Here is a 12,323-nt window from a genome sequence, read left to right as displayed (position 1 = left end):
CAGCGGCAAAATATAAGTATGCCCTCGTTTTGCCGTTGGCGGTTTTACCGCCCAACACCAATCAAACGAATTAAGTGTGGATACCGTCTTATGGAGCAAAACCCGCAGTCACAGCTGAAGCTTCTTGTCCAACGTGGTAAGGAGCAAGGCTATCTGACCTATGCCGAGGTCAATGACCATCTGCCGGAAGATATCGTCGATTCAGATCAAATCGAAGACATCATCCAAATGATCAATGACATGGGTATTCAGGTGATGGAAGAAGCACCTGATGCCGATGATCTGCTGCTTGCTGAAACCTCCAACAGCACCGATGAAGACGCGGAAGAAGCGGCTGCCCAGGTTCTGTCCAGCGTTGAGTCCGAAATCGGCCGTACAACTGACCCGGTCCGCATGTACATGCGTGAAATGGGTACCGTTGAACTGTTAACCCGTGAAGGCGAAATCGACATCGCTAAGCGCATCGAAGACGGGATTAACCAGGTTCAATGCTCCGTTGCTGAATACCCGGAAGCCATCACCTATCTGCTTGAGCAATACGATCGCGTAGAAGCTGAAGAAGCGCGTCTGTCCGATCTCATCACCGGCTTTGTCGATCCTAACGCGGAAGAAGACATGGCGCCAACGGCGACCCACGTCGGTTCTGAACTCTCTCAAGAAGAGATGGATGAAGATGAAGACGAAGATGAAGAAGATGACGACGACAGCAGCGATGACGACAACAGCATCGACCCTGAATTAGCGCGTGAAAAATTCGCTGAGCTGCGTACCCAGTACGAAATCACCCGCGACACGATCAAGGCCAAAGGCCGCAGCCATGCTGCCGCGCAGGAAGAAATTCAGAAGCTGTCTGAAGTGTTCAAACAGTTCCGCCTGGTGCCGAAGCAGTTCGACTACCTGGTAAACAGCATGCGCGTCATGATGGACCGCGTGCGTACTCAGGAACGTCTGATCATGAAGCTCTGCGTTGAGCAGTGCAAAATGCCGAAGAAAAACTTCATCACTCTGTTCACTGGCAATGAAACCAGCGAAACCTGGTTCAACGCGGCAATCGCGATGAACAAACCGTGGTCTGAAAAACTGCACGACGTGGCAGATGACGTTCACCGCGGCCTGCAGAAACTGCAGCAGATTGAAGAAGAAACCGGCCTGACCATCGAGCAGGTTAAAGATATCAACCGTCGCATGTCCATCGGTGAGGCGAAAGCCCGTCGTGCGAAAAAAGAGATGGTTGAAGCGAACTTACGTCTGGTTATCTCTATCGCCAAGAAATACACCAACCGTGGTCTGCAGTTCCTGGATCTGATTCAGGAAGGCAACATCGGTCTGATGAAAGCGGTTGATAAGTTTGAATACCGTCGTGGTTACAAGTTCTCCACCTACGCAACCTGGTGGATCCGTCAGGCAATTACCCGCTCTATCGCGGATCAGGCGCGCACCATCCGTATTCCGGTGCATATGATTGAGACCATTAACAAGCTCAACCGTATTTCCCGTCAGATGCTGCAAGAGATGGGCCGTGAGCCGACGCCGGAAGAGCTGGCTGAACGTATGCTGATGCCGGAAGACAAGATCCGTAAAGTGCTGAAGATCGCCAAAGAGCCTATCTCCATGGAAACGCCGATCGGCGACGATGAAGATTCGCATCTGGGTGATTTCATCGAGGACACCACCCTCGAGCTGCCGCTGGACTCTGCCACTACCGAGAGCCTGCGTGCCGCAACGCACGACGTTCTGGCTGGCCTGACCGCTCGTGAAGCGAAAGTTCTGCGTATGCGTTTCGGTATCGATATGAACACCGACCACACGCTGGAAGAAGTAGGTAAACAGTTCGACGTTACCCGCGAACGTATCCGTCAGATCGAAGCGAAGGCGCTGCGTAAACTGCGCCACCCGAGCCGTTCTGAAGTGCTGCGTAGCTTCCTCGACGATTAATCTCGCCGTATAAGTTCAAACGCCACCGCAAGGTGGCGTTTTTATTTACATCCCGCGCATGACCAGCGCGTCATCCAGCTCACGATACGCCTCCACCAGCTTATCCAGTGTTATCCGGCTCAATCCGCTGGGATTTGGCAATACCCAAATCTGCGTCGCGCCAATGGTCAGCGTCTGCTTTCCCCACTGCGCTCCGCGCTGACTGAAGCCTTGCTCGAACGCCTGCTTGCCAAGAATCGCCAGCGCGGCGGGCTGATAGTCATCAATCTTTTCAATAAGCTTACGGCCACCGCTACGCATCTCCTGTAGCTTCACTTCATTAGCCTGTACCGTTGGCCTGTCGACAAATTTTGTCACGCCACAGCGGAAATCCAGCAGGTGTTGCGCCTCTTCTGGCTTCAGTTGGCGATCGGTAAATCCCGCCTGATGGATGACCTTCCAGAAGCGATTAGCGGGATGCGCAAAGGGGAACCCTGTACCTGCGGAAGATAGCCCCGGATTGATGCCGCAAAACACCACCCGCAGCCCTGGTGCCAGTATGTCCTTAACCATAATTACTCCGAACAATACATCAGAGTAACAGTATAACGGACTGATAATACATTGTTTATAAAATCAGCATCCGTACGCTTATGTCTGGATTGCGACGCGGAGTTACTTTATAATCCACCGCCACGGCCCCTTAGCTCAGTGGTTAGAGCAGGCGACTCATAATCGCTTGGTCGCTGGTTCAAGTCCAGCAGGGGCCACCAAATTTTAGCTTTATAATCATATAATTAAGCCACTCTAGCGAGTGGCTTTTTTGTTATCTTGTTTTCGAGTGGCGATGAAATGGCGGTGGATTTTTTACCACCACTTTCATGAGCACATAAAAAAACCACACGCGGTGGGCATTAAGCACAATTTTATCAGAGCCACAATGGCCGCTGGCCACCGACAGTCGGGTGCAGAGGCGCCGAGTCGATAGATCGCTAAACATCGCCACCAGTGATTTATCGCCCCGTTTCAGCGAAAGTGTGAAATCAATCTTTCTGACCGCGTCATCACTGAAAAACTCGATGTGTATAGTCGAGACTTTATCGATGATATACATTCCGAGAATATTGCCAGTACCCTCAGCCCTGCCATCGTTGGCCATCCGACCAACAGCCCTCAGTGATATACAACCGCCGATAGTGGCAGGGTAAAGTGTAACCGCAAATTGGATAGAAGTGCCCTCCTCACCTTCGGCGACACGCACGACAACCGTGAGGGGAAATTAAATGGGGTGTGCTAAGATCTTATACAATAACCAGGGAAAAAGAAAAAGCGGAACAATGTCCGCTTTTTCTCTTTCCTTCCGGTGCAGGATTGGATGCAGCTGACGCTTTCTCATTACCCCCGATACACATCTTTTTTAGCCAAGACCCTTAACTCGATGTAAGAATCCTCCAAACGTCCGATGGCTGAAAGAAATTATTGGTTTTTCAAACAAGTTGTAGCTCAAAAACGCAACTCCAAGAGAAACGAGGACGAAACCCCATCTCCATAGTTCGGCATTTCCCCCAAAAATGTCACGAAAGGTGGCCATTATAGGGATCAATAACCAGTGAAGAAGGTAGAGTGAGTAGGACGCGTCACCAATTGAAACAAGCACTTTAGGAATCTTTATATGATTTTTTTCGAGGTGTAGCATTGATACAATTAGCGCGGCCCAGCCAAATGCAAAAGTGTAATGGAAGAGCCACTCATCGTAGTTGATTACGCCATATATACGAGCATATGACAAGCCAAGAGCAATCAAAGCTACTGCGCCAGAGCGAAATAGAGGTTGATTTTTTAGTCCATATGCGGCAATACCTGCTGCAAAGTAAATCTGTGCGTATGCCGTAAGGTGATAGTCCCAAGGAACGTTGAAAATGCTTCCAATTGTGCCTAAGCAAAGCAAGAGAATAGCAAGGGCTCGCAACCCGAAAAAAGGTGCGATAATAACTGCAATAAGATAGAAAATGACTTCATGCTCTAGGGTCCACGCAGGTTGCCAAAAAGGGTAGTCAGCCTGTGGGAAAATCAATGCACTTTTGATAAGCCCCAATGGATCAACTTGGGTCGAGTGAACGAACTCATAGCTGAACCATTTGCAGATATAATAGTGATACAAACCCAGCAGCATTGACACCCACAAAAGGGGGTAGATGCGAAAAAATCTCTTTTTAAAATAGCTCAATATTGAAAATGATTCTTTTGATAAGACATCAGCGATAATAAAACCCGATATCACAAAGAAAAGATTTACACCGAAAAAACCAAAATCTGTGAAGCCAGGGATGGTCCATAAAGTCCCTTTAATATCAGGTTGCGGGATGATAATAGATGAGTGGAAGACGATAACCATTATCGCTGCAAGCGCACGTAGCGCCTGTATGCTTTGAAATTTCATTCTCGGAGCCTGTCAGTAATTTTGTGTAACTGCCATCGTATCAAAGGTGATCGCTCACGCGACCACCGAACTCGATAATAAAACGACTCATAGCCAACCGCTAGTTCTGGATCAGCATACTCCATTTTTTTGATGACTCTTTGCTCGCCAGATAAACAGCGTTTCGCACCAAGTCATCTGCCATGAACTATAATCGCCCGGATATCGTTGTTTGGCGATTCTATAACATTTGTTGAGTAGAAGTGTAAGTATCCGCATAATCGTGCCATTCACATTTAGAGATCCTCCGGCATAATCAATCTGCCAACAAAGGAGGTCGCTATGCGTAAAGCCCGTTAACTGAGCATCAGATCATTGCCGTAATTCAATCTGTTGAAGCCGGACGAACCGTTAAAGATGTCTGTCGGGAGGCCCGTATTTCTGAAGCACCTACTACAACTGGAAGTCCAGATACGGCGGCATGGAGACCTCTGACATTAAAAAGATCAAGGATCTTGAGGACGAGAACCGCCGTCTCAAACAGATGTTTGCCGACCTGAACCTTAAGAACCAGGCGTTGAAAGACGTTATCGAAAAAAGCTTTAAAACCTGCCTTTAAGCGTGGGCTGGTCACTCATCTGATAACGACATTTGGACTCAGTATCCGTCAGGCCTGCCAGAGTCTGAACCTGAGCAGAACGGTTTACCGTTACCGTCCGGATACCACGCGTGACGAACCCGCTCCGTTATTGTCGCGTTGCAGGCAGTGGCAGAGCGATGCCTCCGGTACAGTTTTCCAAAACTATTGATTTTTAGTTGTTCCCATAGGAACTCATAATCGCTTGGTCGCTGGTTCAAGTCCAGCAGGGGCCACCAAATATCAAGGACTTGCGAGAAATCGCAGGTCCTTTTTTATTAATCTTTCGTTTAGATATGTCTGCCCAATAAGCTGCATGTGGCAACCCTTCTGGACGCCGCCATCCAGAGATGGAAACGTCCGTTAGCGTTTTATTCGATAGTCAGCTCACACGAGTTCTTTGAGCTGCTCCTGCATGTAGGTTGAAAAATACTCTGGGTTTTTGATAAGGATGCGGTTACCGGAGGCAACTTTTTCTGCCCATCCGGCCACTTTTTTCGTGAACTCAGGATTCCATCCCTCCTGCTCACCCCGTGCCATCACAACTTCCGGACTTGCTGGCACACCTAAGTCATGCAAATACTTTAGAATTCCCTTAGCGGTGCTTTCATCCATTGAATGGGGTACTGACGCCGAAGTGTTCATACCACCGATAAAATCCAAGGCTTTCTCAATTGCTGTTGGCATGCTCTTATCCTTAAAATTAACCACGTTAGAGACACCTTGATACTATGTACCCAACTCCGCCGGGATATCAAAGAGAACATCGCCTTTCTTTGACTTACCCCGCAGCTAAACGCTTGCGCGGCTGTTTTCTGCGCTATTTTTTTGCTTCTCCGGCTAAAACCAGCCCAGTCGCCACCGCATTGCGCGGGCCTTCAGTGCCACGGATGTTGCCCTGCCCGGCGACAACGCCGTAATGCGCCAGCGCATCGGTGATCATCTGCGGAATTTCAAAATCCAGCGATGAACCGCCTACCAGCACCACAAAAGTGATATCGCGAATGGAGCCGCCAGGTGATACCTGGCGTAACGCGCGCAGACAGTTGGTGACAAAAACTTTCTCTTTGGCCTGACGACGCACCAGACGAATCTTCTCCAGCGAGGTCTGGTTATCAACCGGGATCAGCTCGCCGTCTTTCAGATACACCACTTTGGCAAATACTGACGGGCTGAGCGGTTCACGAAAAAACTCCACCGCGCCGTTCTCGTGGCGAATGCTGAACAGGCTCTCCACTTTGGCCAGCGGGTATTTTTTAATTTCCTCTGCTAAAAACGGATCGCTTAAGCCCAGTTCCGTTTGAATTAGCAGGCTGACCATATTCCCCGCCCCGGCAAGATGTACCGCCTTCACTACGCCGTCGCTATTAATAATGGCGGCATCGGTGGATCCTGCGCCTAAATCGAGGATCGCCAGCGGCGCGGCGCATCCGGGCGTCGTTAACGCGCCAGCCACGGCCATGTTGGCTTCCACCCCTCCCACCTCCACGGGCGTGTTTAGCCGCGCGCTCAGTTCGCTGGCGATAGCCTGCATCTGTAAGCGGTCAGATTTCACCATCGCCGCAATGCCAACGGCGTTCTCCATTGAGCATTCACCGGCAATGCCACCCTGCACCTCGCGGGGAATAAACGTATCCACCGCCAGAAGATCCTGAATATGCACGGCGTTCATGTCATGACCGGTCAGCGAGGCCATCACCTTACGCACCCGCTCAAGCATCCCGCCCGCGTGCGAACCTGCTTCACCGCGAATATCGCACACGGGCGCGCAGGCGCTCATCGCCTGCATAATGGCCTGCGCGCCTTGCGCTACGTCGGCTTCACCGCCGCGCTTTTCGCCACGAATAAAGATCTTACCCGCCGGGATCGTGCGCGACTGCACATCACCCTGCGGCGTTTTCAGCACCACGGCGGAGCGGTTGCCAATCAGCGCTCTGGCGATAGGGACGATGGTTTGCGTTTCCTCCGGCGTCAGGGCAAAAAAGGTCGCGATGCCGTAAGGATTCGACAATACCCGCACCACCTGCCCTGCAGCCGCCACTTCCACCGCCGCCAGCACACCTTCCGGAACCTTCTCCAGTAGCGTGACTTCATCGACCACCGGCATTGCCCGACGCAGGCGATTGTTCACCAGCACGCCATCATCTTTTTTCAGGATCGCCGCCACCACGTTGATCCCACGATCCAGCGCCTCATTGATGAGCCAGACCGCTTCGAGGAAATCAATCTCTTCGCCCACCAGCGGGATCCAGCCCTGCGCAAAGCGCTCCTCACTCAGTGATGCCAGCTTATCCACGCTGATGGTGGTTCCCATCCCCACGCCGACGCCCCCCGGCGTCTGCGGGTTATGGCCAATCATTGTCGATTCCGTAATGATGGTTTCAGTGATGGTTTCCATCGCCACATCGCCAATCACCGGCGCGGCCTCATTGATGCAGATTTTCGCCACGTCCTGAAGCGACCACGGCGTTTTATCCAGTGCCTGCTGCAGGGAGGTCACCACCCCGGCAATGTTGTCCCGCGTCCCTTTCATGCCCGTGGTGGCGACAATCCCGCTGGCAATAAACCGTCCATGCTGCGCCAACGCCACTTCAGTGGTGGCGTTGCCGATATCAATCCCGGCGATTAACGGCATGCGCCCTCCGTCACTGGCTGCCTTTACGCAGCTTGTTTCTCTGCTGATACACCTCTGCCGACTCGCGGACAAAGGCGGCGTTCACCGTGGCATGCCAGGTGTGCTCCAGCTCATCGGCAATCGCCTGTAGCTCCGCGAATGAAGAACGAAACGGACGTAGCGCATTGTAGATCTCCAGAATACGAGCATCCGGGATGGCAATCAGCTCCGCCGCGCGACGGAAATTGCGCGCCACGGCGTGACGTTGCATCTGTTCGGCAATCTGCGCCTGGTACTCCAGCGTTTGCTGAGAAATACGCACATCCTGCGGCCCGACCTTGCCTGCCAGCACATTCGCAAGGGTTATGTCGGTTAACGGTTTCCCGCCAGGCGTCTGGATTTTCTCCGGGCAGCGGGTGGCTAATGGGTAATCCTGCGCGGTCATGATGTTGTCGTTCATGGTCATTCCCTTACCAGTGCAATATGCAGCGTGACGGGTGCAGCATCCTGCACCACGTGTTTGGTTTCTTTGATGTGAAACAGCGCGGCCTTGGCCATAAATTTAGGGCGCACCATCTGGTCATTGACCACCGGCACCGGCGAAGGCGACTCTTTGCGTGCATAGCGCGCGGCGTTTTTACCGATCTGGCGATAGGTTTCCAGCGTCAGCAGCGGAGCCTGAGAGAACAGCTCCAGGTTACTCAGCGGTAGCAGATCGCGCTGATGAATCACCGTGGTTCCCTTCGACTGGATACCAATCCCGATGCCGGAACCACTGAGATTAGCCGCATCCCACGCCATAAAAGAAACATCCGAGGTGCGCAGAATTCTCACCACCCGCGCATGCAGCCCCTCTTCTTCAATCCCTGCCACCAGCTCTTTAAGAATCGCCTTATGCGGCATATCAATCAGGGTTTTGTGCTGATACTTATCAAAGGCCGGACCGACGCCAATCACCACTTCATCTACGCGTTCGTCCGCTGTAGCCGCCTCGCCTTCGCTTACCTGCAAGGTGAAAACCGGCTTACGTTCAGTTGTGCATTCCACGGTGTACCGCCTTATTCAATTGAGCCAGGCTGAACCACGCCCGCGATATTTTTAATTTCCGCCCAGCGCTCGGCAGAGATGCGATAGCCGGTGCCTGGTCCCTGATAATCATTAATGTCGTTAACAGCGCTGACCACCTCAAACTGGCGATCCAGAATGGCCGACGTTTGCAGGTAATCACCGGTGACGCGCTGTCTCAGCATATTGAGGATGTTACTGGCGATATCTTCGAAGCCGCTACGGCTTAGCGCGCCGACGATATCCAGCCCGGTGATATTGCGCTTCATCATCTCTTCCACGGCGGCCAGATCTTCCACCACATTGCGCGCGGGCATATCTTTGCTGCCGTGAGCGTAAGTGGCGGCCTCAACTTCCTCATCGCTAATCAACGGCAGACCCAGTTCGCGGAACACCGCCTGAATGGCGCGCGCCGCCTTGTTACGGATGGCGATGGTTTCTTCTTCGGTTACAGGACGCAGACCACCGTCCACCATCAGATCGCGTTGCAGAATGTTGTAATCATCGAAGTCTTCCGCGTCGAAGTTCGACCCGGCAAACATGTTGTCGTAGTTCGGTACGGCGCTATAGCCGGAGAAGATAAAGTCGGTACCCGGCAGCATTTGCATCAGGGTACGGGCGGTACGGCGAATATCAGAGTGGGAAAAGGTCTGGTCATTGGCGGAGGCCACTTCAAGGTCGAGCATTGAGGCAATTAGGTTTTCCGCCAGCACCGCGCGGATCCCCGACGGCACCGCGCCGGTCATGCCGATACAGCTGACCGCGCCGTTTTGCAGCCCCTGTACACCCGCGCCTTTGGTGATAAAGATGCAGCGCGACTCCAGATAGAGCATCGATTTACTCTCGGAATAGCCCATCAGCGCTTCCGAACCGGTACCGGAGGTATAACGCATTTTCAGCCCGCGAGACGCATAGGCCGAGGCGAGAAACGCTTTTGACCACGGCGTATCATCGCCGTCGGTAAACACCGACTCTGTACCGTATACCGATACCGTTTCGGCGTAGCTGGTTAACCCGCGCATCCCCAGCTCCAGCTCCGTCGCCTCCTCAACGGAACATTGCGTGAGCACGCCAGGGCGACCGCACTGGGAACCGACCAGCAGCGCCAGGGCGTTAAACGACGCATAGCGGGCGATGCCGACCGTGGTTTCCTGTTCTGAAAAACCACGGATCCCCGCTTCAGCCGCATCGGCGGCAATCTGTACCGGGTTATCTTTCAGGTTAGTGACATGGCACTGGTTGGATGGCGTGCGCCTGGCGCGCATTTTTTGCAGCGCCATCATCATTTCCACCACGTTCATTTGCGCCATCACCTCCACCGCTTTCGCCGGCGTGATGGCGGTGGTAATAGCAACAATCTCTTCCCGGCTGACGTGGATATCCACCAGCATTCTGGCGATCTCCAGCGCGTCGAGCCGCATTGCCCGTTCAGTTTCAGCCACGTTAATCCCGTAGTCGGCAATAAAACGGTCAATCATGTCGAACTCGGCGCGGCTCTTGCCGTCCAGCTCAACAATACGACCATTCTCTACCTTCACCGACGAAGCCGGATCGTAGGGGCTTTCCATGGCGATCAGCCCCTCTTCAGGCCATTCGCCAATCAGCCCATCCTGATTTACAGGGCGCTTCGCAAGCACTTCGAATCGTTTTGATCTTCTCATAGTTTATGGACTCAAAAGATAAAAAATAGGGACGCCGGGCCGTATTGCCGGGGACACACCACCCGGCATTCGCCTTTCATCAGCAATGGCCGAACTCTAAATGAGCACAGCAATAAAAAAATAAAATTAATTTCGTTCCAATTTGGCACGTAATAAAAATTCATCGTTCCATATTGAAACGGTTCTCAGGAATAGCCGGAGAGAATTGTGACGAAGTTAAATGATCATTATCAATAAATGCCGATACGCAAAATCAAATTAATATTTTTGAAATTCTCACCCTATTGACTTAATAACGCGTGGCGACAAAATAAAGCCAAACCCAATGATAAAAAATAGCTGTCTCGCGATATTTTCGTGACCTCAGCCCTACACTATTTTCAGGAGAAACTGTGAATAAGAGCCAACCAATCGCCACCATTACGCTAGCGGCTGCGAAAAAAATGGCGCAGGCCGTCGAGGCTAAAGCGTCTGAGATCAACGTGCCGGTGGTCTTTTCCGTGGTGGATCGCGGCGGAAACACGCTGCTGATGCAACGCATGGACGACGCGTTTGTCACCAGTTGTGATATTTCACTGAATAAAGCCTGGACCGCCTGCTGTCTGCACCAGGGGACCCATGAAATTACCGACGCGGTACAACCGGGTGCCTCACTATATGGTTTACAGCTAACGAATCAACAGCGGATCGTTATTTTTGGCGGCGGCTTACCTGTCATATTAAACGATAAATTAATCGGTGCCGTCGGCGTAAGTGGCGGTACTGTCGAACAAGACATGTTATTAGCGCAAACCGCACTGAATTGTTTCTCTGAATTATAAATTAAATCTAAGAAGGTAAATTATGAGCTATCGTATGTTTGATTACCTGGTGCCAAATGTGAATTTCTTTGGCCCGAATGCTATTTCCGTCGTGGGCGAACGCTGCAAACTGTTGGGCGGTAAAAAAGCGCTGCTGGTGACTGATAAAGGTCTGCGAGCCATTAAAGACGGCGCGGTTGATAAAACCCTCGATCATCTGCGTGAAGCCGGTATTGACGTGGTGGTGTTTGACGGCGTCGAGCCAAACCCCAAAGACACCAACGTGCGCGACGGTCTGGAAGTTTTTCGTAAGGAGCAATGCGATATTATCGTTACCGTCGGCGGTGGTAGTCCGCATGACTGCGGTAAAGGCATCGGTATCGCGGCGACGCACGAAGGCGATCTCTATAGCTATGCCGGGATTGAAACCCTGACCAATCCGCTGCCGCCGATCGTCGCGGTGAATACCACCGCCGGTACCGCCAGCGAAGTCACCCGCCACTGCGTACTGACCAATACCAAAACCAAAGTGAAGTTTGTAATTGTCAGCTGGCGCAACCTGCCTTCAGTCTCTATTAATGACCCGCTGCTGATGCTCGGCAAACCTGCGCCACTGACCGCAGCGACCGGGATGGACGCCCTGACCCACGCCGTTGAGGCCTATATTTCAAAAGATGCCAACCCGGTTACCGACGCCGCCGCTATCCAGGCAATTCGTCTGATCGCCCGTAATTTGCGCCAGGCCGTAGCGCTGGGCAGCAACCTGAAAGCTCGCGAGAACATGGCCTATGCCTCTTTGCTGGCGGGTATGGCCTTCAACAACGCCAACCTTGGTTACGTTCACGCGATGGCGCATCAGCTTGGCGGTCTATACGACATGCCACACGGCGTAGCAAACGCCGTCCTGCTGCCGCACGTGGCGCGCTATAACCTGATCGCTAATCCGGAGAAATTTGCCGACATCGCAGAGTTTATGGGTGAGAACACCGACGGTCTGTCCACCATGGATGCCGCCGAATTAGCCATTCGAGCCATTGCGCGTCTCTCCGCCGACATCGGCATTCCGCAGCATCTGCGCGAACTGGGCGTCAAAGAAGCCGATTTCCCGTATATGGCGGAAATGGCGCTGAAAGACGGCAATGCCTTCTCCAACCCGCGTAAAGGGAATGAGAAAGAAATTGCCGGGATCTTCCGTCAGGCATTCTGATCAATA

Annotated in this window: 10 protein-coding genes, 2 tRNA genes and 3 pseudogenes; 6 read left to right on the top strand and 9 right to left on the bottom strand. The window is 52.4% G+C overall.

What is annotated here, in order from left to right; all coding sequences use genetic code 11:
- Positions 1-90 precede the first annotated feature (90 nt).
- Positions 91-1,935 carry an RNA polymerase sigma factor RpoD gene (gene rpoD, locus FDX09_RS17225; protein WP_038634001.1) on the top strand — a complete coding sequence of 615 codons (1,845 nt, stop codon included), beginning with the start codon at positions 91-93 and terminating at the stop codon, positions 1,933-1,935.
- Between the two features lie 45 nt (positions 1,936-1,980).
- Here the strand turns inward: rpoD and mug are convergent, their stop codons facing one another.
- Entirely contained in the window at positions 1,981-2,487 is a 507-nt protein-coding gene (mug, locus tag FDX09_RS17220; RefSeq protein ID WP_069324359.1) for a G/U mismatch-specific DNA glycosylase, read from the bottom strand.
- A gap of 124 nt (positions 2,488-2,611) precedes the next feature.
- Here mug and FDX09_RS17215 point away from each other — a divergent pair.
- A tRNA-Ile gene (locus FDX09_RS17215) sits at positions 2,612-2,687 on the top strand.
- 149 nt (positions 2,688-2,836) lie between these two features.
- On the opposite strand, the pseudogene FDX09_RS17210 reads toward FDX09_RS17215, so the two are convergent.
- The 3 genes and pseudogenes from FDX09_RS17210 to FDX09_RS23960 all read right to left on the bottom strand — a co-directional run.
- Positions 2,837-3,160 (bottom strand): annotated as a pseudogene (locus FDX09_RS17210) (phage tail protein); the annotation flags it as partial.
- Between the two features lie 171 nt (positions 3,161-3,331).
- Positions 3,332-4,354: an acyltransferase gene (locus FDX09_RS17205; protein ID WP_137347602.1), complete on the bottom strand. Its 1,023-nt coding sequence runs from the start codon at positions 4,352-4,354 to the stop codon at positions 3,332-3,334.
- A gap of 100 nt (positions 4,355-4,454) precedes the next feature.
- A pseudogene (locus FDX09_RS23960) lies at positions 4,455-4,593 on the bottom strand (IS256 family transposase); the annotation flags it as partial.
- Positions 4,594-4,675: 82 nt separating this feature from the next.
- On the opposite strand from FDX09_RS23960, the pseudogene FDX09_RS17195 reads away from it, so the two are divergent.
- A pseudogene (locus FDX09_RS17195) lies at positions 4,676-5,138 on the top strand (transposase); the annotation flags it as partial.
- Positions 5,096-5,209 (top strand) — tRNA-Leu (locus tag FDX09_RS23720). The pseudogene FDX09_RS17195 and the gene FDX09_RS23720, both read left to right, overlap by 43 nt.
- 148 nt (positions 5,210-5,357) lie before the next feature.
- Here the strand turns inward: FDX09_RS23720 and FDX09_RS17190 are convergent.
- From FDX09_RS17190 to FDX09_RS17170, 5 genes are all read right to left on the bottom strand, one after another.
- Positions 5,358-5,681 carry a DUF1889 family protein gene (locus FDX09_RS17190; RefSeq protein ID WP_001573898.1) on the bottom strand — a complete coding sequence of 108 codons (324 nt, stop codon included), beginning with the start codon at positions 5,679-5,681 and terminating at the stop codon, positions 5,358-5,360.
- Positions 5,682-5,790: 109 nt separating this feature from the next.
- Entirely contained in the window at positions 5,791-7,605 is a 1,815-nt protein-coding gene (locus FDX09_RS17185; protein ID WP_137347601.1) for a diol dehydratase reactivase subunit alpha, read from the bottom strand.
- A gap of 10 nt (positions 7,606-7,615) precedes the next feature.
- Positions 7,616-8,044, bottom strand: a complete 429-nt coding sequence (locus FDX09_RS17180) for a diol dehydratase small subunit (RefSeq protein ID WP_137347600.1) — start codon at positions 8,042-8,044, stop codon at positions 7,616-7,618.
- Positions 8,045-8,046: 2 nt separating this feature from the next.
- Positions 8,047-8,631, bottom strand: coding sequence for a propanediol/glycerol family dehydratase medium subunit (locus FDX09_RS17175; RefSeq protein ID WP_038634014.1), 585 nt, complete (start codon positions 8,629-8,631; stop codon positions 8,047-8,049).
- An 11-nt stretch (positions 8,632-8,642) separates the two neighbouring features.
- The gene (locus tag FDX09_RS17170) at positions 8,643-10,310 is read right to left on the bottom strand and encodes a propanediol/glycerol family dehydratase large subunit (protein WP_137347599.1); all 1,668 of its coding nucleotides are present in this window, start codon (positions 10,308-10,310) and stop codon (positions 8,643-8,645) included.
- A gap of 392 nt (positions 10,311-10,702) precedes the next feature.
- On the opposite strand from FDX09_RS17170, the gene FDX09_RS17165 reads away from it, so the two are divergent.
- Together FDX09_RS17165 and dhaT are read left to right on the top strand one after the other, a co-directional pair.
- Positions 10,703-11,131, top strand: coding sequence for a heme-binding protein (locus FDX09_RS17165; RefSeq protein WP_121529566.1), 429 nt, complete (start codon positions 10,703-10,705; stop codon positions 11,129-11,131).
- A gap of 22 nt (positions 11,132-11,153) precedes the next feature.
- Positions 11,154-12,317, top strand: a complete 1,164-nt coding sequence (dhaT, locus tag FDX09_RS17160) for a 1,3-propanediol dehydrogenase (RefSeq protein WP_121529567.1) — start codon at positions 11,154-11,156, stop codon at positions 12,315-12,317.
- Positions 12,318-12,323 lie beyond the last annotated feature (6 nt).

It is taken from the genome of Citrobacter sp. wls717 (assembly GCF_005280955.1).
GTDB lineage: Bacteria > Pseudomonadota > Gammaproteobacteria > Enterobacterales > Enterobacteriaceae > Citrobacter > Citrobacter werkmanii.
Note: the sequence above shows the minus strand (reverse complement) of the source record. Positions and strands in the feature narration are given on the sequence as shown.